Genomic DNA, 22,685 nt, shown 5'->3' on the forward strand with positions numbered 1-22,685 from the left:
ACTCCATGTGAATGTCCCAACCCTCCCTCGTTCTTTGCCGTCTGACGGAAGAGTCTTATCTCCTGCACTCAGTGGCGGCTGGCCGTGTCTGCCTCCGCCTTTTTCCTCGTTGGGAGTGCCAACGCCATGATCATGACGATCAGGCCCGCCACGGGAAGCACAATCAAGCCGATCCGGAGCGATGTTGCATCGGCAATGACACCGATGAGCGGGGGAGTACCAAGGAATCCGATCCGCATGAGCCACGAAATCACCGTCAGCCCTGTGCCATCACGCAACCCGGGGAGCTTGTCCGCTCGGTCGAAAGCAGAGGGGACGAGAGTGGCTGAGCCGTAGCCTGCCAGTGCGAAGCCGACGATTGTCAGGGGAATCGACCGGAATGCGAGCGCGAGTCCCATGCCGGCCGCGATGATGAGGCCCCCGAGGGTGGCTACCTCTCGGTTTCCGCACCTGTCGACTTGACGGTCGCCGAGGATCCGACCGAGGAACTGCCCGCCCACGAGAGCAATGAATCCGAAGGCGGCGAAGGAGGGTGCTGCCCCGAGGGAGTCACCGAGGTAGAGGCTGGCCCACGAGTTACCAACTTCCTCAATGACGGAGCCGGCGATTCCCAGCAGAACGAGGGCACCCAGCATGAGAAGGGTACGGGGTGGGACCTTCGACATTCTGTCGGTCATCTCCGCCCGGTCCGCAATATTGTCTTCATCGGTTTCGGCATCCCGGTGCGGGAGCATGTTGGCTCGCGCGATCATGAGGACGATGCTGAAAACTGCGGCGACGAGGCCCAGGTGGGCCGTCATCGACAGATCGAGGGCTATGGCTCCGGCTGACATGAGTCCGCCGGTGACGGCACCGATGGACCAGATGGCGTGGAATGAGTTGATGATCGACCGGCCGTACACCTTCTGCACGAGCATGGCGTGAGCATTCTGCCCCACGTCCGAAATCGCATCCGTCCCGCCCGCAATAAACAGGAAGACCCCGAAGAGAACCGGGTTGGGGGCCGATCCAGCCAGCAGGAACGTCACGGCCGTGATCGTCATCGTGACAGTGGCGACGTGCGCTGACCCGAATCGTCGAATCAGTGTTGCGGCTGCAAGTGCCGCCACAATGGCACCGATGGGGAACAGGGTGATGAGGATCCCGTAGGCCGCATTCGACAGGTCAAAGATGTCTTTGATTTCGGGGTAGCGCGGAAGAATGTTGGCAAACAGCGCACCGTTCGTGAAGAACGTGGCAGCGACAGCCAGACGAGCATTCCGCGCTCGAGCTGGGGAAACGGATGGATAATTCGGCACGTGTACGATCGTACAGGTACCGTGGTGGTAGGTGAAGGTTACGATTCGTGGAGTAGGTGACAGAAGGGATAATGGTGCAGGAGAAGAACGCGAGGGATCCAGAACGGCGTCAGCGCATCATCGACTCGACCCTCGCCACGATTGTCGACGTCGGGGTGGCCGGCATTTCCCACCGCAAGATTGCGGCACGGGCCGAGGTTCCCCTCGGCTCCATGACCTACTACTTCACGGGTATCGAGCAGCTGCTCCGGGAAGCCTTTGACCAGTTTGTTGATGAACGGATTGCCGAGTTTCAGGACGTCATGAGCGGTGTTCAGGGAAGACAGGACTTCCGGGAGCAGTACATTTCCTACGTCTCCGAGGTCCTCCTTGACCCCGGCCGGAACTTGATCCTTACCCTTGAGCTGTACACCCTCGCGGGCAGGCAATCCTCCTACCGGGTGCTAACGAAGCGGTGGATGGCGGCAACCCGCGATGTTCTCTCCAGCCACGTTGATCCCGAAACCGCCGTTCTCCTTGACGGGCTCATCGAGGGCTTCTCCCTCCACCGCGCACTCGGCTCAACGGGGTCGAGCAGAGAGCTTGTCGCCAGAGGATTCGACCTCATCGTCCACCCGAGCTCGGCACCCCTAGGAAACGAAACTAACTAGGTGCGAGTAATCGGGTAATCGGGTAATCGAGTAAGAGAGGAGGCGGGGCGAAACCGGATATGGTCGCGCCCTGCCTCATCTCTTCGCTCGCTATTTCCGCAATCCCGCAGTTTGCGGTTCTGGAGGAGTGCTAGATGTCGAAGGCGATTGCGTAGGCGTCGTTCACGGCGTCACCGACCTTGCGGGGTGCCACGCAGTCACCAACGGTGATGACTTCGGTTCCGAGGGCCTCACCGAGTTCGGTGGCGGGACGGAGCCCGAAGGCGGTGATGATCGTGTCTGCCTCGAGGTCTACCGGACCGTAAGCATTCTCCGCCTTGATTCCGCCGGGAAGGATGCTCGTGACGGTTGTGCCGATAAGGATCTGGACATTGTGCTTGTCCAGTTCGCGCAGCAGTGACGTGCGGTTGAGCATGAGCATGTCACGAGCAATCTCTTCCTCGCGCTCGACCACGATTACTTCATGACCGTCGATCGCCAGCTCCAGTGCGGCATCCGCACCCGACAGGCCGCCGCCGCAAACAATGACCCTCTTCCCGATTTCAGCGCCCTCGTGGAATGCAAGAACATCAACAGCGTTCTCCGCGCCCTCGATCGTGGACGGAACGAAGGGATGTGAACCGGTGGCGACGACAATGACATCTGCGCCGACGAGCTCGTCCCCACCGGGCTGGACCTCGTGGTTGAGGTTGATGGTGACGTTCTCGATCGTCGCCAACTGGCGCTCCCACCACTCGATCATGCGGAACAGTTCCCGCTTGAATTCGGGAGTCGCGGCCGGCAGGAGAACCCCACCAATCCGATCCGCACGATCGTAGACGTTGACCGTGTGACCTCGGAGCCCGGCCACGCGAGCAAATTCGATTCCCGCGGGCCCCGCACCCACGACGACAATGTTCTTCGGAGTGTCGGTTGGGGTGATGACGCGCTCGCGCTCGTAGCCGACCTCGGGGTTGACGGCGCACCCGATGGCCTTGCCGAAGAAGGCGTTTCCGGTGCAGAGCTGGTTGCAGCGGATGCAGGGGCGAATGTCTTGAGCCCTGCCTTCCTTCAGCTTGTTGACGATGTCAGGGTCTGCAATGAGGCCGCGACCGATAACAATGAGATCGGCCTCCCCGCGTTCAAGGATCTTCTCCCCACTTTCGGGCGTGATGTTGCCGCAGGCACCAACAGGGATCGAGGCGATGGTCTTCACGCGGGCGGCTGCGGAGACCATGCAGTCATCACCTAGGTAGTAGGGCGGGAACACGTAGTCCATGGCCTCGTAGGAGCCATCGTCACACAGGATCATGTCGAGCCCGCCTTCCTCAAGAGCCCGGATCAGATCCTTGGTTTCCTCCCACGTGCGACCACCTGCGAACTTGTGATCAACAGAAATGCGGAAGGAGGTGGTGACACCGGGAGCGTTCTCCCGAATGGCCTGAAGGCATTCCACTGCGAAGCGAGCCCGGTTCTCGGGGCTGCCACCATATTCGTCCGTTCTACGGTTCCAGACCTTAGACATGAACTGGTCGATGAGGTACCCGGTGTGACCGTGCAGATCGATCACGTCGAAACCGGCTTCGTAGGCGCGGAGTGCCGCCTCGCCGGTGCGCTGCACAATAAGGTGAATCTCGTCAGTCTCAAGCGGCCGGCACAGGCGTTCCGGATCAAAGAAGTACGGATTATTGGAGGACGATACCGGCTCCATGCCCATTTCGTCGTAGTACTGATTGTTCCGACCCAGACCGGGGGTGAGCTGAAGGCCTGCCAGGCCACCCTCCGCATGGATCGCGTCCGCAATGCCCTTCAATCCAGCCGTGTGCTCATCCGTATCTGCTCGAGCAAGACCCGGTGCGATTGGTTCAAGGTCGGACTGAAGGAAGTTCACGCCCGTCATGACAAGGGCCGTACCGCCCCGTGCGCGAGCACCGTAGTAGGCGGCTTCCCTCGGTGTGGAACGACCATCCTCCGTCCCCATCTCCGTCCCCATGGGAGCCAGAACCACGCGGTTGGGGAGCGTGAGGTTGCCGATGGTGATGGGGGACAGGATGCGTTCGTAACCGACAGATCGCTCCGATGAGATGGTCATTTCGCAGCCTCGATTCATTAAAGATTCCATCGAATCCATGTCTGGAATTCACCATAAGTTTCTCTAATCGATTCCCTATCTACCGGGGACCAAGGTCGGAGCCGGCCCTAAAAATACGGGATATTACGGAAGAATAGGCAAGGAGAGAATTGCCTGTTGCCTTAACGATTCACATAGGAAATTGAGCGCGTCCAGCTGAGTGATAATGGGCGCTCGCGGAATCAAGCACTCAGACATAAAACGTGTCCCGGACAGAACCGTCAATCAATCCTGCCCGGGACACGCCCGAGATGCTCAACGCGGGTTGTGTTACTCGCCTATTGCTTACTCGTCTGTTGCGAGCCAGTCGGCCACTTCTCCCCGCCATTTCGACTTCGAGTGCTCGGAGGCAAGGGAAGCGTTGATGGACGAGACTGCCATGTCTGCCAACTGGCGATCAGTTGCTCCCAGGTCCCGAGCGATCTGGTACTGGTCGGTGAGACGGGACAGGAACAGCAGCGGGTCATCTGCCGAGAGTGCGATCTGCGCACCCGACTCAAAGATCTGCTGCAGGGGTACGGACTTCTCGTCAGGGTAAACACCGAGGGAGACGTTGGAGGCGGGGCACACTTCGAGCGCGATCCCAGCGTCAACAATCCGTGCCAGCAGATCGGGATCCTCAGCGGCACGAACGCCGTGCCCGATCCTCGTGGGCTTGAGGTGGGCTACGACTTCACGCAGGTGATCGGGGCCGAGGAGCTCACCGCCGTGGGGCATGGCGGCAAGGCCGCCCCTGCGCGCAATGTTGAAGGCAGGGGCCCACTCCGATGTCGTTCCGCGCCGCTCATCGTTCGACAGACCAAAACCGATGACATCGCCCGGCTGGTCACCCGCAAACTTCGTCGCAAGGCGAGCAAGAGTCCGCGCGTCGAGCGGATGCTTCATGCGGGAGGCGGCAACGATCACTGCCACCTCAACACCGGTTGCCTTACTCGACTCCTTCGCTTCATCAACGACGATCTCCAGGGCCGGAGTGAGTCCCCCCACAAACGGCGCATACGAGGTCGGGTCGACTTGGATTTCGAGCCGGCGGGAACCTTCCTTCGCATCGTCTTCCGCGGCCTCTCGGATGATCCGGCGCATAACGTCTTCGCTGTTCACGACCTTGCGGGCAGCGTCATAGGCGCGTTGGAAACGGAACCAGCCACGCTGGTCAGCGGGAACGGAGAGTGCGACATTGTCGACAACGTTGGCGGGAAGCCGGACTCCCTGCTCTTCTGCTATTTGCCGCAGAGATTCCACCCGCATCGAGCCGGTAAAGTGGAGATGCAGGTGTACCTTCGGTAGTTCGTCCAAATCGCGCACAAGCTCAATCTGCCAAAGGAAACAGTCCCGCGCAAACACACTCACCGAGCAAGTCGACAGAAAGTTGGGGACAATAGCCACATGAGCATCACTGATCAGGCGCTTCGGGAAGCTCGCGAAGTAGAGCTTCTCACCGGCCAAGAGGCCGGCGACATGCTGAGTGCCGCACTGGCGAGCGCGGGCATCGTCCGCGCGTGGAAGGTTCATTCCGTCCACCACCGACCCGGCGCCGGAGTGACCGTGGGATACACGGTGCAGATCGAAGGCCCCAGCGATTCTCAAGTGCTCGTACCGGGTGGAAACCTTGCCGATGAATACATCTGTGCGACCACGGGCCGAGTCTCCCAGCCTCCGTCCGACATTCTCGTCCGCATCGACGGTCCCGAAGGGATCGTCGTCCACGTGTGGCGCCACCCGAACGACCCGGAACTCCCGGCACTGAAGACTGCCTGCGAATCGGGAGCCATGAGCAAACTCGTGGGGCAGCGAGTGAAGCTCGAGCTTCTGTCTTACCGCCCCACTCGACGTGGAGTGCTGAGGGTGAACTATCCGAACCGTGCGCGTGCCTACGCGAAGGTGGTGCGCCCCGACCACGCCCATTCTCTGGTTAAGCGTCACAACATGCTGGTCAACGCCGGCATACCCGCACCCCGGGTGCTACACAACACTCCCGACGGTCTTGTCCTCATCAGTGCGGGGGAGGGGGAGCCGCTCGCGAACCTCCTGTCGCGAGGAATGGGACACAACGTTGAAAAGATCTTGGGCAGCCTCCTCGGGCTCCTGGAAAAGCTTCCTGCCGAGGCCTCAAACCTGACAAGGCGCCCCGCATGGTCCGAACGAGCAGACCACTACGGAAACGCTGCCATCACGGTGCTGCCCTCCTACCGGAACCGAATCGAGAACCTGACCGCGGGCGTCAACTATTTGATGGCGAACTCCGATCCGGGCCCGATCGTTGCCACCCACGGCGACTTCTATGAGGCAAACATTCTGATGGATGCTCGCAACTCGACCGTGTCCGCGCTCATCGATGTTGACTCTCTCGGACCCGGCTACCGTGTTGACGACCTCGGGTGCCTACTCGGGCACATCTCCGTGCTCCCGTACCTCGCCCCGCATGCCTATCCGCACGTGGCCGAGGAGCTCGAGATCTGGACCCGCATCTGCGAACAGCAGGTGGACCCGGTTGCCCTCATGGCCCGCTGCGCAGGGGTCACGCTCTCGCTCATAGCCGGTGCTCGCCGCGAGGACGGTCGTGAATGGTTAAGCGATGCGGAAGGCAGACTTGCGGCTGCAGAAATGTGGCTGGCACGCGGCTACGGACACCTCGCCAAGCGCAACCGAATCGCAGCCAACCCTCGTTAGTCTGCGTGCTCTCGTGACAGCGAGTCATGTTTTTGTCGAGAGACTAAGTTCTTTCGGAGATCTTCAAGGGCTCCGAAAGGTGTGTGTGACACTTAAGTCTCGTGCAACGACACTTGAGGACCTCATGCGGCCAGGGTCACCACAAGGCTTGGACTTTCAAGTGCGATAGCTCTAGCTATCGCACTTGAACATGTCCTCGAGACTACGGCGTTTTCTCGTCTTCAACTGTGAGGTGTGGGACGAACTCACGTAGTGCTTCATCAAGGAATGGTAGAGCCGAATTAGCAAAGGTAGTTGTTAGATGGTTTTCGTCGCGTAGGACCGCAATGTTTCCAACGATGCCGTAGCACTGGTCGGCGTCGCATGTGTATTTGGATGTGTCAAACATGGTGATGTTTTCGGATTCTGAGGGGAAACCACTTGCATCAATAACGGGGTCATAGAAGAGCTCACGAGGTTCAGCACAGTCAAACACCTTGTCGCCCTGAGATTCAGCGATGCAAGTTTCGATGTTCTCGGTGCGGTGCATGTTCTCGCGAAGCAGGAAGACAGGGATACCCATCTCCTCTACGTGGTTGATGGCTTCGAGCATTCCGTCCGTCGTCATCTCTGGTTCGTTACCGATTCGGGTGGTACCGGTTGTAATGACAAGGTCAGGTTGGCGTTCCTCGATAGCTTCCAAAACGTTGTCATTCCACACTACGCAGCTATCCGTGATGAGAACTCCGGCATCATTTTCGATTCCATCGCGGTTGAAGAGACAACCCGACTTTTCATAAAGCTCGAGGTCCCAACCATACTTTTCAGCCAGCTGACCAAATGGAGTGGACCACTGACCGGTGTGTGAAGACCCGACCATGATGACAAGAGGACCAGACGTTGATTCAGGGTATTGGCAGGAGACTGGGTCGGAAGCTGTCTTGCGCTGAACACAATTGTTTTCGAGCGTCAGGTGGATGTTCCAGCCAAAATCGTGCCGCAAGATACTGCTGTCAGGTAGGAATGGCTGGGGTGCAATATCAATGTAGTCGGGGGCAACCATGGCACTCGCCCCCGGATGGTCCTCAAGGACGATTGAGTCTCGGTAGGTGTCAATAGGGCTCTGTTGCAAAGATTGGCGGCAGTCAGAGGTAGGCTGTCGCTCTGCGCCGATCAGGCGGCTGCTGCGAAATGGTGGTTGAGCATGCCCATGGCCTCCGTCAGCGCCGAGGGCCCAATGCCAAAAGCTCTCTCCACAAGGCGCACCTCGCCCCTGATGCCGGGCTGCAGGCACCAGGGGCGAGCCTGTCCTTTGCGCAGGGCTCGCATGACTTCGAATCCCTTGATCGTGGCATAGGCCGTGGGGATCGATTTGAAACCGCGCACCGGCTTGATCAGTATCTTGAGCTTTCCGTGATCGGCCTCGATCACGTTATTGAGATACTTCACCTGCCGGTGGGCCGTCTCCCGGTCCAGCTTTCCTTCGCGCTTCAATTCGGTGATCGCTGCACCATAGCTCGGCGCTTTGTCGGTATTGAGCGTGGCAGGCTTTTCCCAGTGCTTCAGGCCTCGCAGGGCCTTGCCCAGGAACCGCTTCGCTGCCTTGGCGCTGCGGGTCGGCGACAGGTAGAAATCGATCGTGTCGCCCCGCTTGTCGACTGCCCGGTACAGGTAGGTCCACTTGCCCCGCACCTTGACGTAGGTTTCATCCAGGCGCCAGCTCGGATCAAAGCCACGCCGCCAGAACCAGCGCAGCCGCTTCTCCATCTCCGGGGCGTAGCACTGGACCCAGCGATAGATCGTCGTATGGTCGACCGAAATGCCGCGTTCCGCCAGCATTTCCTCAAGGTCGCGATAGCTGATCGGATAGCGACAATACCAGCGCACCGCCCACAGGATCACATCACCCTGGAAATGGCGCCACTTGAAATCCGTCATCGTTCCGTCCGTCCAATCTCCGCCAAGCATGCTCAAGCTTCACGATTTTTGCAACAGAGCCCACACGAGTATTGAGCATAGTCGAGATTGGTGCAGATCACTTCTGATATTGAACTGTCAGGAGCTGGCTGCACAACAGCCATTACGCCCAATCAACTGGTGCAGTCGTCTTCTGAAAATGACATTTGGTATCTCTCATAAACGGATGTTTTTGAGAGAACTATCTTCGGCCTTCACACGCACGAAAGGCGGCGAAGCTCCGCCGTTAATCCGTCCGCCGGAGATCTCGCCCAGGCAGGCTGAAGGCCGAGCAAGCCTGACAGGCCCGAAAAGCCCGGCACGGGCGTCGGCGGCGATGACGGCGGCGGCATTATCCAGGGTTGATGATGGAAGTGGAGGATATCGACAACCTCTCGCGCAACCAAGACATCGCGGTCGGACTGCAAGTGATCTTGAAGCCACGGGCCCGTCCCACCCCGACATGGACCTCGATGCCCGAACGGACGTTAGATTTCGAGTTCTAGGCGTTCTGCGATGAAGGTTGGATCCCAGCCGGGATTGAAAGTGTCGACGTGGGTGAATCCGAGCCGCTCGTATAGGCCACGCAGGTTCGGGTGGCAGTCGAGCCGCAGCTTGGCGCACCCCTGCGTTCGCGCGGCATGGCGGCAAGCCTCGATCAGCGCGGAGCTGACACCCCGGCCCGCATGTGTCCGTCGCACCGCGAGCTTGTGCAGATATGCGGCCTCCCCCTTGAGGGCGTCGGGCCAGAACTCGGGATCCTCGGCCGACAAGGTGCAACAGCCGACGATGCCGTCGCTGCAACTCGCGACTAGGAGCTCGGATCTCAGGACGAAGGTCTCCGCGAATGTCCGGTCGATCCGCGCGACGTCCCAGGCGGGCGTTCCCTTGGCGGACATCCACGCCGCAGCGTCGTGCATCAGCCGCACAACCTCGTCGATATCACCCGAGCAGGCGACCCGAACGTTCGGAGGCTCCTCGCTGTCCATTCGCTCCCCTGGCGCGGTATGAACCGCCGCCTCATAGTGCAGTTTGATCCTGACGAGCCCAGCATGTCTGCGCCCACCTTCGCGGAACCTGACCAGGGTCCGCTAGCGGGCGGCCGGAAGGTGAATGCTAGGCATGATCTAACCCTCGGTCTCTGGCGTCGCGACTGCGAAATTTCGCGAGGGTTTCCGAGAAGGTGATTGCGCTTCGCAGATCTCCAGGCGCGTGGGTGCGGACGTAGTCAGCGCCATTGCCGATCGCGTGAAGTTCCGCCGCAAGGCTCGCTGGACCCAGATCCTTTACAGGAAGGCCAACGGTGGCGCCCAAGAAGGATTTCCGCGACACCGAGACCAATAGCGGAAGCCCCAACGCCGACTTCAGCTTTTGAAGGTTCGACAGCACGTGCAGCGATGTTTCCGGTGCGGGGCTCAAGAAAAATCCCATCCCCGGATCGAGGATGAGCCGGTCGGCAGCGACCCCGCTCCGTCGCAAGGCGGAAACCCGCGCCTCGAAGAACCGCACAATCTCGTCGAGCGCGTCTTCGGGTCGAAGGTGACCGGTGCGGGTGGCGATGCCATCCCGCTGCGCTGAGTGCATAACCACCAGCCTGCAGTCCGCCTCAGCAATATCGGGATAGAGCGCAGGGTCAGGAAATCCTTGGATATCGTTCAGGTAGCCCACGCCGCGCTTGAGCGCATAGCGCTGGGTTTCCGGTTGGAAGCTGTCGATTGAAACACGGTGCATCTGATCGGACAGGGCGTCTAAGAGCGGCGCAATACGTCTGATCTCATCGGCCGGCGATACAGGCCTCGCGTCCGGATGGCTGGCGGCCGGTCCGACATCCACGACGTCTGATCCGACTCGCAGCATTTCGATCGCCGCGGTGACAGCGCCGGCGGGGTCTAGCCGCCGGCTCTCATCGAAGAAGGAGTCCTCGGTGAGATTCAGAATGCCGAACACCGTCACCATGGCGTCGGCCTCCGCAGCGACTTCCACGATGGGGATCGGGCGAGCAAAAAGGCAGCAATTATGAGCCCCATACCTACAAAGCCCCACGCATCAAGCTTTTGCCCATGAAGCAACCAGGCAATGGCTGTAATTATGACGACGCCGAGTCCCGACCAGACTGCATAAGCAACACCGACAGGGATGGATTTCAGAACCAGAGAAAGAAAATAAAATGCGATGCCATAACCGATTATGACAACGGCGGAAGGGGCAAGCTTAGTAAAGCCCTCGCTAGATTTTAATGCGGATGTTGCGATTACTTCGCCAACTATTGCGATAACAAGAAAAAGCCAGCCTTTCATGATATATCTCCCAATTTGTGTAGGGCTTATTATGCACGCTTAAAAATAATAAAAGCAGACTTGACCTGATAGTTTGGCTGTGAGCAATTATGTGCTTAGTGCATCTAACGCTTGAGTTAAGCCGCGCCGCGAAGCGGCGTCGGCTTGAACGAATTGTTAGACATTATTTGCCGACTACCTTGGTGATCTCGCCTTTCACGTAGTGAACAAATTCTTCCAACTGATCTGCGCGCGAGGCCAAGCGATCTTCTTCTTGTCCAAGATAAGCCTGTCTAGCTTCAAGTATGACGGGCTGATACTGGGCCGGCAGGCGCTCCATTGCCCAGTCGGCAGCGACATCCTTCGGCGCGATTCTGCCGGTTACTGCGCTGTACCAAATGCGGGACAACGTAAGCACTACATTTCGCTCATCGCCAGCCCAGTCGGGCGGCGAGTTCCATAGCGTTAAGGTTTCATTTAGCGCCTCAAATAGATCCTGTTCAGGAACCGGATCAAAGAGTTCCTCCGCCGCTGGACCTACCAAGGCAACGCTATGTTCTCTTGCTTTTGTCAGCAAGATAGCCAGATCAATGTCGATCGTGGCTGGCTCGAAGATACCTGCAAGAATGTCATTGCGCTGCCATTCTCCAAATTGCAGTTCGCGCTTAGCTGGATAACGCCACGGAATGATGTCGTCGTGCACAACAATGGTGACTTCTACAGCGCGGAGAATCTCGCTCTCTCCAGGGGAAGCCGAAGTTTCCAAAAGGTCGTTGATCAAAGCTCGCCGCGTTGTTTCATCAAGCCTTACGGTCACCGTAACCAGCAAATCAATATCACTGTGTGGCTTCAGGCCGCCATCCACTGCGGAGCCGTACAAATGTACGGCCAGCAACGTCGGTTCGAGATGGCGCTCGATGACGCCAACTACCTCTGATAGTTGAGTCGATACTTCGGCGATCACCGCTTCCCTCATGATGTTTAACGCCTGGCACAGCGGATCGCAAACCTGGCGCGGCTTTTGGTACAAAAGGCGTGACAGGTTTGCGAATCCGTTGCTGCCACTTGTTAACCCTTTTGCCAGATTTGGTAACTATAATTTATGTTAGAGGCGAAGTCTTGGGTAAAAACTGGCCTAAAATTGCTGGGGATTTCAGGAAAGTAAACATCACCTTCCGGCTCGATGTCTATTGTAGATATATGTAGTGTATCTACTTGATCGATCAGGCTTTTGTATATCTCCCCACCACCTGAAACAATGACATGATCCGTTATTTTCTTTAGGTTGGTTAAAGCATCTTTAATTGATGGAAAGATCACTACGTTCTCATTGTCAGATGTAAAACTTGAACGTGTTACGACCGCATACTTTCGGTTGGGTAATGCTCCCATTGATTCAAAAGTCTTGCGTCCAACCAACAGCCATTGGTTATAGGTAATAGCTTTAAACAGGAGCTGTTCACCTTTGGCACTCCATGGAATATCAGGGCCATTCCCGATAACTCCATTCTTCGATATAGCTACCATTAGTGATAGTTTCACAATTCTTCCTCAGAGGTTAACTTTGTTTTAGGGCGACTGCCCTGCTGCGTAACATCGTTGCTGCTCCATAACATCAAACATCGACCCACGGCGTAACGCGCTTGCTGCTTGGATGCCCGAGGCATAGACTGTACAAAAAAACAGTCATAACAAGCCATGAAAACCGCCACTGCGCCGTTACCACCGCTGCGTTCGGTCAAGGTTCTGGACCAGTTGCGTGAGCGCATACGCTACTTGCATTACAGCTTACGAACCGAACAGGCTTATGTCCACTGGGTTCGTGCCTTCATCCGTTTCCACGGTGTGCGTCACCCGGCAACCTTGGGCAGCAGCGAAGTCGAGGCATTTCTGTCCTGGCTGGCGAACGAGCGCAAGGTTTCGGTCTCCACGCATCGTCAGGCATTGGCGGCCTTGCTGTTCTTCTACGGCAAGGTGCTGTGCACGGATCTGCCCTGGCTTCAGGAGATCGGAAGACCTCGGCCGTCGCGGCGCTTGCCGGTGGTGCTGACCCCGGATGAAGTGGTTCGCATCCTCGGTTTTCTGGAAGGCGAGCATCGTTTGTTCGCCCAGCTTCTGTATGGAACGGGCATGCGGATCAGTGAGGGTTTGCAACTGCGGGTCAAGGATCTGGATTTCGATCACGGCACGATCATCGTGCGGGAGGGCAAGGGCTCCAAGGATCGGGCCTTGATGTTACCCGAGAGCTTGGCACCCAGCCTGCGCGAGCAGCTGTCGCGTGCACGGGCATGGTGGCTGAAGGACCAGGCCGAGGGCCGCAGCGGCGTTGCGCTTCCCGACGCCCTTGAGCGGAAGTATCCGCGCGCCGGGCATTCCTGGCCGTGGTTCTGGGTTTTTGCGCAGCACACGCATTCGACCGATCCACGGAGCGGTGTCGTGCGTCGCCATCACATGTATGACCAGACCTTTCAGCGCGCCTTCAAACGTGCCGTAGAACAAGCAGGCATCACGAAGCCCGCCACACCGCACACCCTCCGCCACTCGTTCGCGACGGCCTTGCTCCGCAGCGGTTACGACATTCGAACCGTGCAGGATCTGCTCGGCCATTCCGACGTCTCTACGACGATGATTTACACGCATGTGCTGAAAGTTGGCGGTGCCGGAGTGCGCTCACCGCTTGATGCGCTGCCGCCCCTCACTAGTGAGAGGTAGGGCAGCGCAAGTCAATCCTGGCGGATTCACTACCCCTGCGCGAAGGCCATCGGTGCCGCATCGAACGGCCGGTTGCGGAAAGTCCTCCCTGCGTCCGCTGATGGCCGGCAGCAGCCCGTCGTTGCCTGATGGATCCAACCCCTCCGCTGCTATAGTGCAGTCGGCTTCTGACGTTCAGTGCAGCCGTCTTCTGAAAACGACATCTGGTGTTCCTCATTCTCTGGTGGCTGCGCGGCCCGGTGCGCTTTCTTCTCGGCTTGGCTTCGTTCGCCAGTCTCATCACCCTACCGATCATGTGGCTTGGGCTGGACTCGGCCAATAAGACCCACATCATGCTATCGGTCGCAGGCGTCGGCCTTGGTGCGTCGGCCCTCATGTGGTTTTATGACGCGCTTCTCATGAGGCTGGCACCAGAACCAATCCTATTCAGCACCTAAACGAAGGCCGGGCCACTCACCCGGCCTTTTTTGTACGCTCATAGGGCAGAACAAACCAACGTTTTATCTATACCGCAACAGGGTATTTAATTCCTATTTAATCTGCGCTAGAATGAGGCATGTTTAACCGAATCTGACGTTTTCCCTGCAAATGCCAAAATACTATGCCTATCTCCGGGTTTCGCGTGACGGCCAAGACCCGGAAAACCAAAAATACGGTTTGCTCGAATACGCGAACGCCAAAGGCTTCGCGCCGCTACAGATCGAGGAAGAAATTGCCAGCAGAGCAAAGGACTGGCGCAAGCGCAAGCTCGGAGCAATCATCGAAAAGGCCGAGCGTGGCGACGTGCTACTGACGCCGGAGATTACGCGCATTGCCGGTTCCGCCCTCGCCGCCTTGGAAATTCTCAAAGCGGCGAGCGAGCGCGGCCTAATCGTCCATGTGACCAAACAGAAGATCATCATGGACGGCAGCCTACAAAGCGACATCATGGCAACCGTGCTTGGCTTGGCTGCACAGATCGAGCGGCATTTCATTCAGGCACGTACCACCGAGGCGCTACAAGTCGCCAGAGAGCGCGGCAAGACGCTCGGGCGACCCAAGGGCAGCAAATCGAGCGCCTTGAAGCTGGACAGCCGTATTGATGAAGTACAGGCATACGTGAACCTTGGCTTGCCGCAAAGTCGCGCAGCCGAGTTGTTAGGCGTCAGCCCTCACACCTTGCGCCTGTTCATCAAACGCCGGAACATCAAACCCACAAACACTAGACCAACCATCACCATGCCGGGGAGGGAACAACATGCCTAAGAACAACAAAGCCCCCGGCCATCGTATCAACGAGATCATCAAGACGAGCCTCGCGCTCGAAATGGAGGATGCCCGCGAAGCTGGCTTAGTCGGCTACATGGCCCGTTGCCTTGTGCAAGCGACCATGCCCCACACCGACCCCAAGACCAGCTACTTTGAGCGCACCAATGGCATCGTCACCTTGTCGATCATGGGCAAGCCGAGCATCGGCCTGCCCTACGGTTCTATGCCGCGCACCTTGCTTGCTTGGATATGCACCGAGGCCGTGCGAACGAAAGACCCCGTGTTGAACCTTGGCCGGTCGCAATCGGAATTTCTACAAAGGCTCGGAATGCACACCGATGGCCGTTACACGGCCACCCTTCGCAATCAGGCGCAACGCCTGTTTTCATCCATGATTTCGCTTGCCGGCGAGCAAGGCAATGACTTCGGCATTGAGAACGTCGTCATTGCCAAGCGCGCTTTTCTATTCTGGAATCCCAAGCGGCCAGAAGATCGGGCGCTATGGGATAGCACCCTCACCGGCTCTGTTGCAAAGATTGGCGGCAGTCAGAGGTAGGCTGTCGCTCTGCGCCGATCAGGCGGCTGCTGCGAAATGGTGGTTGAGCATGCCCATGGCCTCCGTCAGCGCCGAGGGCCCAATGCCAAAAGCTCTCTCCACAAGGCGCACCTCGCCCCTGATGCCGGGCTGCAGGCACCAGGGGCGAGCCTGTCCTTTGCGCAGGGCTCGCATGACTTCGAATCCCTTGATCGTGGCATAGGCCGTGGGGATCGATTTGAAACCGCGCACCGGCTTGATCAGTATCTTGAGCTTTCCGTGATCGGCCTCGATCACGTTATTGAGATACTTCACCTGCCGGTGGGCCGTCTCCCGGTCCAGCTTTCCTTCGCGCTTCAATTCGGTGATCGCTGCACCATAGCTCGGCGCTTTGTCGGTATTGAGCGTGGCAGGCTTTTCCCAGTGCTTCAGGCCTCGCAGGGCCTTGCCCAGGAACCGCTTCGCTGCCTTGGCGCTGCGGGTCGGCGACAGGTAGAAATCGATCGTGTCGCCCCGCTTGTCGACTGCCCGGTACAGGTAGGTCCACTTGCCCCGCACCTTGACGTAGGTTTCATCCAGGCGCCAGCTCGGATCAAAGCCACGCCGCCAGAACCAGCGCAGCCGCTTCTCCATCTCCGGGGCGTAGCACTGGACCCAGCGATAGATCGTCGTATGGTCGACCGAAATGCCGCGTTCCGCCAGCATTTCCTCAAGGTCGCGATAGCTGATCGGATAGCGACAATACCAGCGCACCGCCCACAGGATCACATCACCCTGGAAATGGCGCCACTTGAAATCCGTCATCGTTCCGTCCGTCCAATCTCCGCCAAGCATGCTCAAGCTTCACGATTTTTGCAACAGAGCCGTCAATAGCACTATCAAGGCGCGTAGTGGAAGCTGTGAGAGCTCCGGACGCTGCGATAACTGAGACGAGGGTGATGGCGAGACCGGAGGCAAAGGCCCTCCTGGGGTACGGGAAGGCGAACGACCAGTTGGCGAGCCTGTCCTCAAAAGCCCATTTTCCGATTGCGCCAGCAATGATCGAGACGATGAAGACAAGGGTTCCGGTGCCAAAGTCGACGCGTTCCATGCCCGTGGCTTGGAGGGTGAAGATGAGGATCGGCCAGTGCCACAGGTAGAGGGAATAGGAGATGTCGCCAACCTTCTGGAATGGCCACGTCACCAGCAGTCGGTCAGCACCCCACCGTGTCTTGGTTTCGCCCGCCGCAAGAACAAGGCAGATGCCAAGAATGGGCCACAGCGCGGCAGGCCCGGGGAAGAGACGCGCCCCGTCCAGCACAAAACCGCACGACACGATCAGCCCGACTCCCATCCAGGACATGATGGCGCGCACTGTTGGTGAGAGCTTGAGGTCGGCGACAATGAGGCCGAGGATGCCGGGCAGGGTCAGCTGCCAGGCGCGGGATGCGGTGGAGAAGTAGGCGGAAGCCTGCGAGATCGAGGTGTCAACCACCGCCCACGCGAAGGATGCGATGGTGATGAGGGTGAGGACGACAATGAGGGATGTTTTCTTGGACTTGCGCGCCTTGATCGCGATGAAAGCAACGAGCATGACGAGGAATGTCATGACGAGATGGAACTGACCCTGGATCGACGTTGACCACAGGTGCTGCAGGGGTGAGGTTTCGGGACCGGCAGCTTCGTATGTCAACTGTGAATTGACCAGTTCCCAGTTCTCATAGAAGAGGATCGAAGCGCGCAGTTCGGTAAACAGCTGGGGCTGTTCGGACAGGGGAATGAGGTAGGTGCCGGCAATACCGACGGCAAGAAGCAGGGGGAGGAGCGGGATGAGGAGGCGGCGGATGAGACCAGAGAAGCGTGCCGCAAGACCGAGCTTCCAGCCATCTCCGGTGCGTCGCATGAGGCTCGGGAGGGCGAGGAAACCCGTGATTGCCAGGAAGACATCGATACCGCCGGAGACCGTGCCGTTACCGATGATGTGGAATGCCACGACAAGGAAGATGGCAAGGCCGCGAACCCCGTGGAGTTCTGGTCTGAATTTCCTCGTATCCCGAAAAGCGCGTTTATCTACCCCATGAATTGTCACTGTTCAAGGATAGCGGGGTGTGTCGGGACTACTTCCGGTCGTGTGAGTTAGTCGGCTCACTCAGCCGGTAACCCATATTCCTGACCGTCGTAATCCAGCCATTGCCAATCTTGCGGCGCAGGTAGCGCACGTAAACATCGACAACGTTCGAGTTCGGGTCGAAATCGTAGCCCCAGACCCGGTCGAGGAGCTGCTCGCGGGAAAGAACCTGGCCCGGATGATTGAGAAACGCCTCAAGGAGGGCGAACTCCCGCGCTGACAGGTCGATGATCTTGCCGGACAGGGTGACCTGATGGCGGGGAAGATCCATGATCAGATCACCCACCTGCAGCTGGTTCAAGGATGGGCCGGCGGTTGTTTCTGCCCTCAGGCGGAGCTTCACGCGCGCAAGCAACTCTTCAAAACGGAAGGGTTTTGCCATGTAGTCATCGGCTCCCGATTCGAGACCCTGCACGGTGTCACCAACGGAGGAGCGGGCGGTGAGGATGATGACGGGGGTGGACACACCCTGGCCCCTCATCCTCTCCAGCACCTGGTAGCCATCCAAGTCGGGCAAACCAATATCCAAGATAATGAGGTCGTAGCCGCCCGTGAGGGCATAGTGGAGGCCGTCCTGGCCGGTCGCTGCGACGGTTGGCAGGTGACCGGCGGCCTTCAATCCCTTGGACACGAAGGATGAAATCCCCGCCTCGTCCTCAACAATCAAAATGTTTGCCATCAGATCTCCTCGTGGGGAAAAACAATCTTAAACGTGGAACCGTGACCCGGTGTCGAATCGAGGTCGACTCGGCCGCCGTGCGCTGCGGCAATGGCCGCGACGATCGGCAGACCGAGGCCCGCTCCCTCCACCGTAGTGTTAGCGCGGCCAAAGCGTTCGAAGATCTCCGCTCGTCTCTCCGAACTTACCCCGATACCGCGGTCTTTTACCCACATCTTGACCTCCCGGTCCACGGATAAACCAATGCTGATGAGAGTTCCTTCGGGGGAGAACTTCGCGGCGTTGGCGGCGAGTTGGATCATGGCCTGGGTCATTCGTTGCTCATCGATCGCGATGATGGCCTCGATGCGGGACTGGAGCTGCCACGAATGGTTGGCGCTGATTTGCTGGACGAGTTCGTAGATGTGGTCAATGAACGGCCCCGCATCAACCGGGTGCTTCGTAACAAAGTCGGGACGCTCCGCCTTCGCAAGCAGAACGAGATCATCGGCAAGACGATGCATTCGATCCAACTCGTGCATCGCCAGTGTACGCACGGCGCTCACGTCGTCCGGATCGTCGATGTCCATGAGTTCGAGGTGTCCGCGAACAATGGTGATCGGGGTGCGGATCTCATGCCCGGCATCATCTAACAACTGCAGTTGGGAATCGAAAGTCTTTTGAATCCGATCGAGCATCGAGTTGAAGGTGATCGCCATGTCCCCCAAATCATCCTTCGTATCGACCTCGAGTCGAGCATTGAGGTCCGTCTCATTGATCTGGCTGGCCGTTTCTCGTAGCTCGCGAATGGGGCGCAGCAGTTCGCCGGCGATCACCCAGGAAGCAGCAAAGAGGACGGCGATGCAGATGAGGGCTGCGATCACGTAGATGCGGAACGTGTCGGTCAGCTGCGCCATTTCCGCATCCACATCGTAGGCGACCGCGTAGGCGCCCTCTCCAAGATCTCCGAGGGTGATGGGCATGAGCGAATAGCGGTAGGTCGATGTTGAGGTCTCAACTGTGCGGGTCTCGCCCTGTTCCTGGCCGTGCAGTGCCTGCACGCGTTCAGCGAGGATCTGCATGAGCTCCTTATCGGCCACCATGTCGAGACCACCCGGCTGCGTCCACTCCGGTCTGGCACCCACGTACCCGACCATGCCCTCCGAGTCCTCCGGCACTCGGTGGCTGAGCACGTCCTGCATGAGATCCGACAGGTTATCGAACGTGCCCGCCTCATAGGTTTCGGTGGCTTCCGCGGAGAATTCCTCCATCGCAATCTGCAGTTGCTGATTGATGCGGTCATCAATATGGTTGCGCTGGACCGTGTAGAAGGTGATGCCAACCGCGACAAGTGTCGCAACCGTCAGCAACAGCACGGCTGTGACGATTCGGGTGCGCACCGACCACCGAGGCATAGAAAATCGCATTGTCATCCCCTTCCAAGACGATTATGCAAGGTGTTTATGAGGCGAAAATGAGAAACGACGAATGCGGTAAGTAAAGGGCGTAAGTGGAACGTAGGAATTGGGCGGGCTACGAATCGTAGAAACAAGTTAGTCCACGAACCTAGAAACTAGACGTGCCTCGAACGGTGGAAACACGACGGGTGACAAATTGCAGCGGGAATGGTTTGGGGCCCGGTCATGAGACCGAGCCCCAAACCGCACAGTTCGTGCGTGTATTAATTGAAGGGTTTAGGCGAGAAGCTTCTGGATGCGACCAACACCTTCGAGGATGTCCTCATCCGCCATCGCATACGACAGGCGGAGGAATCCGGAGGGACCGAATGCCTCACCGGGAACGACCGCGACTTCGGCTTCTTCGAGAATGATTTCTGCCAGCTCGGACGAGGTGGTGGGGGTGCGGCCCGCAATCTCGCGACCAAGGACCTTCTCTACTGATGGGTAGGCGTAGAAAGCGCCCTGCGGGTTGGGAACTTCGAAGCCGTTCACCTTCCGCAGCTCGGCGACGATGAGCTTGCGGCGACGATCGAAGGCTTCCCGGAACTCGGCAACCGATGACTGGTCGCCGGTCAGTGCCTCGAGTGCGGCGGCCTGGCACACATTGGCCACGTTTGAGGTGAGGTGGGACTGCATGTTGGTTGCGGCCTTGATGATGTCGGAGGGGCCGTACATCCAGCCCACGCGCCACCCGGTCATGGCATAAGTTTTTGCCACGCCGTTGAGAACGAGGGTCTGGTTGGCGAGTTCGGGAACCTCGCGGAGAATGTAGGAATTGTCGAGACCGTCGTAGACGAGGTGTTCGTAGATTTCGTCCGTGATGATCCAGATGCCGTGCTCGAGAGCCCATTCGCCAATCGCGCGGGTCTGCTCTTTCGAGTACAGGGCGCCGGTCGGGTTTGAGGGGGAGCAGAACAGCAGAACCTTGGTGCGGTCGGTCCGTGCGGCTTCAAGCTGCTCAACAGTCACCTTGTATTCCTGGTCTGCACCAGCAAACACCTCGACGGGAACGCCACCCGCGAGACGGATCGCTTCCGGGTACGTGGTCCAGTAGGGGGCTGGAAGCAATACTTCATCCCCCTCATCAACCAACGCAGCGAAGCTCTGGAAGACTGCCTGCTTACCGCCGTTGGTGACGAGCACGTTATTGGGATCAACCTCGACACCGGAATCGGCGAGGGTCTTGGCCACGATGGCTTCCCGGAGTGCGGGCTGGCCCTTCGCGGGGGAGTAGCGGTGGTTCGCGGGAATGCGGGCCGCCTTGACTGCCGCTTCGACAATGTGGTCGGGGGTGGGGAAGTCGGGTTCACCGGCACCGAAACCGATAACGGGCCGTCCCGCAGCCTTGAGCGCCTTAGCCTTGGCGTCAACGGCGAGGGTTGCAGATTCTTGAAGTGCGCCAAGTCGCGCTGAAACGCGGCGCGCGGGAGATTGAGTATTCACGCCCCCCATACTTCCACGTTCAACCCGCCATGTCTGCGCACTTGTCAAACCTGGTCAGGATATGAACAGGACAAAACGTGCAACTTTCCACCAGGTGGTGCCAGTGAACGGGGCAACATCACCGAGCCAAATGAGCGACCGCGACATGATCGGTAAAGATTTGGAAAGTCGGAAAGAAAGGAGACGTGATAAGGAAAGTGATGCGGTGAGGCATCTCGAACCCTGATAGTGTTCTGAGCGGAAGTGAACCGGTTTGGGTTCGTGGCGTGGTGATGCTCGCCACGGTGGACCGTGCTGGTTCGACTTCGATACGTGAGCACATTAAAGTGGTGCAAGGCGTGAGAACGCTCACTGGCTATTAGGGTCCTTCCGGGGCATAATAGACAAGGCTTTCTCAGTCGTAGGGCAGTGGCGCAATTGGTAGCGCATCGGTCTCCAAAACCGACGGTTGTGGGTTCGAGTCCCGCCTGCCCTGCCAGAGGAAGCGGTTCTTCGGAACCGCTTCCTTTATCTCAACACAGGAAGGACAGACGCGTGAGCGACGCACCAACCCAAGCCGGAGACGGTTCACGCTCGCCCAAATCCGAAAAGAAGCTCGGTCTCTGGGCGCGAATCCGTTTGTTCTTCCGCCAGATCATTGGAGAGCTGAAGAAGGTCGTCACTCCGTCACGTAAGGAACTGGGCAACCTGTTCCTGACCGTGACCGTCTTCGTCATTATCATCATGGTGATCGTGTCGTTGCTCGACGCCCTTTTCGGTCAGTTAGCATTCTTGATCTTCGGCTAGGAAAGTAGGAAAACGTGTCGATGGACGAGTCCACAGATATGGCACCCGAGGGTACGCCAGAAAACGTCGAGGAGACCTCGGCCGGTGACGTGACCCCGGAAGCCACGGAAGACACCGCCACCGAAACGCCCGCTGAGAAGCCAGCTGACGACCCCACGTCACCCGCAGCGATCCGCAAGAGGCTCAAGGGCCTGCCCGGACGCTGGTACGTTCTGCACACGTACGCGGGCTACGAGAAGCGGGTCAAGCAGAACATTGAAATCCGCACCAAGTCGATGAACATGGAAGAGCACATCTTCCAGGTCGAGGTGCCGATGGAAGAAGTCTTTGAAGTCAAGCGCGGCGAGCGTAAGCTTGTCAACCGCGTGCGCATGCCCGGCTACGCACTCGTGCGCATGAACATGGACAACGACGCCTGGAGGACCGTACAGGAAACCCAGGGCGTGACCGGCTTTGTCGGTAACGGCCGCGACCCCGTCGCACTCACCGAACCCGAGGTCATCAAGATGCTCACCCCCGTGGTCGAAGCAGAAGTGGCCAAGGAACTCCGCTCGCAGGGCAAGCCCACCAAGGGTGCCCCCGCCGTCATCTCCGTCGAATTCGAAGTGGGCGAGAACGTCATTCTCACCACCGAACCGTGGGTTGGCATGCCGGCCACGATCGACGCTGTCGACGCAGCAAACCAGCGCCTCACGGTGCTCATGACACTTGTCGGCCAGGAAACCCCGGTCGATCTGTCCTTCAACCAGGTCAAGAAGGCCGACTAGAAGGAAACCAGGGCGTCACCCTCTGCCATT

At 58.5% G+C, this 22,685-nt stretch carries 23 protein-coding genes and 1 tRNA gene; 9 read left to right on the forward strand and 15 right to left on the reverse strand.

Annotated features, from left to right (window positions below; all coding sequences use genetic code 11):
* Window positions 1-68: 68 nt before the first annotated feature.
* A complete protein-coding gene (locus tag BN1241_RS08815) occupies window positions 69-1,298 on the reverse strand; it encodes an MFS transporter (RefSeq protein ID WP_054953241.1) in 1,230 nt (409 codons plus the stop codon).
* A 56-nt stretch (window positions 1,299-1,354) separates the two neighbouring features.
* Between BN1241_RS08815 and BN1241_RS08820 the strand changes: the two genes are divergently transcribed.
* Window positions 1,355-1,948 (forward strand): TetR/AcrR family transcriptional regulator, encoded by a 594-nt coding sequence (locus tag BN1241_RS08820; protein WP_222704437.1) that lies wholly within the window; start codon window positions 1,355-1,357, stop codon window positions 1,946-1,948.
* Between the two features lie 130 nt (window positions 1,949-2,078).
* Here BN1241_RS08820 and BN1241_RS08825 read toward each other — a convergent pair whose 3' ends face one another.
* On the reverse strand, window positions 2,079-4,019 hold the full coding sequence (locus tag BN1241_RS08825; RefSeq protein WP_054953243.1) for an oxidoreductase: 1,941 nt from the start codon (window positions 4,017-4,019) through the stop codon (window positions 2,079-2,081).
* 324 nt (window positions 4,020-4,343) lie between these two features.
* Window positions 4,344-5,363 (reverse strand): adenosine deaminase, encoded by a 1,020-nt coding sequence (locus BN1241_RS08830; RefSeq protein ID WP_054953244.1) that lies wholly within the window; start codon window positions 5,361-5,363, stop codon window positions 4,344-4,346.
* Window positions 5,364-5,444: 81 nt separating this feature from the next.
* On the opposite strand from BN1241_RS08830, the gene BN1241_RS08835 reads away from it, so the two are divergent.
* On the forward strand, window positions 5,445-6,728 hold the full coding sequence (locus BN1241_RS08835; protein WP_054953245.1) for a phosphotransferase: 1,284 nt from the start codon (window positions 5,445-5,447) through the stop codon (window positions 6,726-6,728).
* Window positions 6,729-6,930: 202 nt separating this feature from the next.
* Here the strand turns inward: BN1241_RS08835 and BN1241_RS08840 are convergent, their stop codons facing one another.
* The 7 genes from BN1241_RS08840 to dfrA1 form a co-directional block, all read right to left on the reverse strand.
* On the reverse strand, window positions 6,931-7,770 hold the full coding sequence (locus BN1241_RS08840) for an SGNH hydrolase domain-containing protein (RefSeq protein ID WP_054953246.1): 840 nt from the start codon (window positions 7,768-7,770) through the stop codon (window positions 6,931-6,933).
* Window positions 7,771-7,880: 110 nt separating this feature from the next.
* Complete coding sequence (locus BN1241_RS08845) at window positions 7,881-8,645, reverse strand: IS6-like element IS6100 family transposase (protein WP_001389365.1); 765 nt, start codon at window positions 8,643-8,645, stop codon at window positions 7,881-7,883.
* A 506-nt stretch (window positions 8,646-9,151) separates the two neighbouring features.
* Window positions 9,152-9,652 (reverse strand): GNAT family N-acetyltransferase, encoded by a 501-nt coding sequence (locus BN1241_RS08850; RefSeq protein WP_000376623.1) that lies wholly within the window; start codon window positions 9,650-9,652, stop codon window positions 9,152-9,154.
* Window positions 9,653-9,779: 127 nt separating this feature from the next.
* Window positions 9,780-10,619: a sulfonamide-resistant dihydropteroate synthase Sul1 gene (gene sul1 / locus BN1241_RS08855; protein ID WP_000259031.1), complete on the reverse strand. Its 840-nt coding sequence runs from the start codon at window positions 10,617-10,619 to the stop codon at window positions 9,780-9,782.
* On the reverse strand, window positions 10,613-10,960 hold the full coding sequence (locus BN1241_RS08860; RefSeq protein ID WP_000679427.1) for a quaternary ammonium compound efflux SMR transporter QacE delta 1: 348 nt from the start codon (window positions 10,958-10,960) through the stop codon (window positions 10,613-10,615). Before BN1241_RS08860 ends, sul1 begins: the two co-directional genes overlap by 7 nt.
* Window positions 10,961-11,123: 163 nt before the next feature.
* Window positions 11,124-11,915 (reverse strand): ANT(3'')-Ia family aminoglycoside nucleotidyltransferase AadA1, encoded by a 792-nt coding sequence (gene aadA1, locus BN1241_RS08865; protein WP_001206317.1) that lies wholly within the window; start codon window positions 11,913-11,915, stop codon window positions 11,124-11,126.
* A gap of 92 nt (window positions 11,916-12,007) precedes the next feature.
* The gene (gene dfrA1 / locus BN1241_RS08870) at window positions 12,008-12,481 is read right to left on the reverse strand and encodes a trimethoprim-resistant dihydrofolate reductase DfrA1 (protein WP_000777555.1); all 474 of its coding nucleotides are present in this window, start codon (window positions 12,479-12,481) and stop codon (window positions 12,008-12,010) included.
* 156 nt (window positions 12,482-12,637) lie between these two features.
* Here dfrA1 and intI1 point away from each other — a divergent pair, with 156 nt between their 5' ends.
* From intI1 to BN1241_RS08890, 4 genes are all read left to right on the forward strand, one after another.
* Window positions 12,638-13,651: a class 1 integron integrase IntI1 gene (gene intI1, locus BN1241_RS08875; protein ID WP_000845048.1), complete on the forward strand. Its 1,014-nt coding sequence runs from the start codon at window positions 12,638-12,640 to the stop codon at window positions 13,649-13,651.
* A gap of 206 nt (window positions 13,652-13,857) precedes the next feature.
* Window positions 13,858-14,088 carry a hypothetical protein gene (locus BN1241_RS08880; RefSeq protein WP_012196455.1) on the forward strand — a complete coding sequence of 77 codons (231 nt, stop codon included), beginning with the start codon at window positions 13,858-13,860 and terminating at the stop codon, window positions 14,086-14,088.
* 151 nt (window positions 14,089-14,239) lie between these two features.
* Complete coding sequence (locus tag BN1241_RS08885) at window positions 14,240-14,896, forward strand: recombinase family protein (RefSeq protein WP_012196454.1); 657 nt, start codon at window positions 14,240-14,242, stop codon at window positions 14,894-14,896.
* Window positions 14,889-15,455 (forward strand): replication protein RepA, encoded by a 567-nt coding sequence (locus tag BN1241_RS08890; protein WP_054953247.1) that lies wholly within the window; start codon window positions 14,889-14,891, stop codon window positions 15,453-15,455. Before BN1241_RS08885 ends, BN1241_RS08890 begins: the two co-directional genes overlap by 8 nt.
* An 18-nt stretch (window positions 15,456-15,473) precedes the next feature.
* Here the strand turns inward: BN1241_RS08890 and BN1241_RS08895 are convergent, their stop codons facing one another.
* From BN1241_RS08895 to BN1241_RS08915, 5 genes are all read right to left on the reverse strand, one after another.
* Window positions 15,474-16,238 carry an IS6-like element IS6100 family transposase gene (locus BN1241_RS08895; RefSeq protein WP_001389365.1) on the reverse strand — a complete coding sequence of 255 codons (765 nt, stop codon included), beginning with the start codon at window positions 16,236-16,238 and terminating at the stop codon, window positions 15,474-15,476.
* Window positions 16,204-17,502 carry an acyltransferase family protein gene (locus BN1241_RS08900; RefSeq protein WP_054953248.1) on the reverse strand — a complete coding sequence of 433 codons (1,299 nt, stop codon included), beginning with the start codon at window positions 17,500-17,502 and terminating at the stop codon, window positions 16,204-16,206. The genes BN1241_RS08895 and BN1241_RS08900 overlap by 35 nt, the downstream gene beginning before the upstream one ends.
* Before the next feature lie 28 nt (window positions 17,503-17,530).
* On the reverse strand, window positions 17,531-18,220 hold the full coding sequence (locus tag BN1241_RS08905; protein WP_054953249.1) for a response regulator transcription factor: 690 nt from the start codon (window positions 18,218-18,220) through the stop codon (window positions 17,531-17,533).
* Window positions 18,220-19,614 (reverse strand): sensor histidine kinase, encoded by a 1,395-nt coding sequence (locus tag BN1241_RS08910; protein ID WP_054953250.1) that lies wholly within the window; start codon window positions 19,612-19,614, stop codon window positions 18,220-18,222. Before BN1241_RS08910 ends, BN1241_RS08905 begins: the two co-directional genes overlap by 1 nt.
* A 279-nt stretch (window positions 19,615-19,893) precedes the next feature.
* Complete coding sequence (locus BN1241_RS08915; protein WP_054953251.1) at window positions 19,894-21,111, reverse strand: pyridoxal phosphate-dependent aminotransferase; 1,218 nt, start codon at window positions 21,109-21,111, stop codon at window positions 19,894-19,896.
* 393 nt (window positions 21,112-21,504) lie between these two features.
* Between BN1241_RS08915 and BN1241_RS08920 the strand changes: the two genes are divergently transcribed.
* The 3 genes from BN1241_RS08920 (at window position 21,505) to nusG (ending at window position 22,655) form a co-directional block, all read left to right on the forward strand.
* A tRNA-Trp gene (locus BN1241_RS08920) sits at window positions 21,505-21,580 on the forward strand.
* A gap of 56 nt (window positions 21,581-21,636) precedes the next feature.
* Window positions 21,637-21,888 (forward strand): preprotein translocase subunit SecE, encoded by a 252-nt coding sequence (secE, locus tag BN1241_RS08925; RefSeq protein WP_054953252.1) that lies wholly within the window; start codon window positions 21,637-21,639, stop codon window positions 21,886-21,888.
* 20 nt (window positions 21,889-21,908) lie between these two features.
* Window positions 21,909-22,655: a transcription termination/antitermination protein NusG gene (nusG, locus tag BN1241_RS08930; protein ID WP_054953253.1), complete on the forward strand. Its 747-nt coding sequence runs from the start codon at window positions 21,909-21,911 to the stop codon at window positions 22,653-22,655.
* Window positions 22,656-22,685 lie beyond the last annotated feature (30 nt).

The sequence above is a fragment of the Flaviflexus massiliensis genome, from assembly GCF_001375495.1.
Taxonomy (GTDB): domain Bacteria; phylum Actinomycetota; class Actinomycetes; order Actinomycetales; family Actinomycetaceae; genus Flaviflexus; species Flaviflexus massiliensis.

Excerpts from the sequence above, each read along its gene's own strand:
- BN1241_RS08850 (WP_000376623.1), bottom strand. The coding sequence starts at position 9,652 with ATGGACAGCGAGGAGCCTCCGAACGTTCGGGTCGCCTGCTCGGGTGAT.
- sul1 (WP_000259031.1), bottom strand. The coding sequence starts at position 10,619 with ATGGTGACGGTGTTCGGCATTCTGAATCTCACCGAGGACTCCTTCTTC.
- intI1 (WP_000845048.1), top strand. The coding sequence starts at position 12,638 with ATGAAAACCGCCACTGCGCCGTTACCACCGCTGCGTTCGGTCAAGGTT.
- BN1241_RS08885 (WP_012196454.1), top strand. The coding sequence starts at position 14,240 with ATGCCAAAATACTATGCCTATCTCCGGGTTTCGCGTGACGGCCAAGAC.
- aadA1 (WP_001206317.1), bottom strand. The coding sequence starts at position 11,915 with ATGAGGGAAGCGGTGATCGCCGAAGTATCGACTCAACTATCAGAGGTA.
- nusG (WP_054953253.1), top strand. The coding sequence starts at position 21,909 with ATGGACGAGTCCACAGATATGGCACCCGAGGGTACGCCAGAAAACGTC.
- BN1241_RS08915 (WP_054953251.1), bottom strand. The coding sequence starts at position 21,111 with ATGGGGGGCGTGAATACTCAATCTCCCGCGCGCCGCGTTTCAGCGCGA.
- BN1241_RS08860 (WP_000679427.1), bottom strand. The coding sequence starts at position 10,960 with ATGAAAGGCTGGCTTTTTCTTGTTATCGCAATAGTTGGCGAAGTAATC.
- BN1241_RS08840 (WP_054953246.1), bottom strand. The coding sequence starts at position 7,770 with ATGGTTGCCCCCGACTACATTGATATTGCACCCCAGCCATTCCTACCT.
- BN1241_RS08905 (WP_054953249.1), bottom strand. The coding sequence starts at position 18,220 with ATGGCAAACATTTTGATTGTTGAGGACGAGGCGGGGATTTCATCCTTC.
- BN1241_RS08845 (WP_001389365.1), bottom strand. The coding sequence starts at position 8,645 with ATGACGGATTTCAAGTGGCGCCATTTCCAGGGTGATGTGATCCTGTGG.
- BN1241_RS08895 (WP_001389365.1), bottom strand. The coding sequence starts at position 16,238 with ATGACGGATTTCAAGTGGCGCCATTTCCAGGGTGATGTGATCCTGTGG.
- BN1241_RS08890 (WP_054953247.1), top strand. The coding sequence starts at position 14,889 with ATGCCTAAGAACAACAAAGCCCCCGGCCATCGTATCAACGAGATCATC.
- BN1241_RS08910 (WP_054953250.1), bottom strand. The coding sequence starts at position 19,614 with ATGCCTCGGTGGTCGGTGCGCACCCGAATCGTCACAGCCGTGCTGTTG.
- BN1241_RS08825 (WP_054953243.1), bottom strand. The coding sequence starts at position 4,019 with ATGACCATCTCATCGGAGCGATCTGTCGGTTACGAACGCATCCTGTCC.
- BN1241_RS08835 (WP_054953245.1), top strand. The coding sequence starts at position 5,445 with ATGAGCATCACTGATCAGGCGCTTCGGGAAGCTCGCGAAGTAGAGCTT.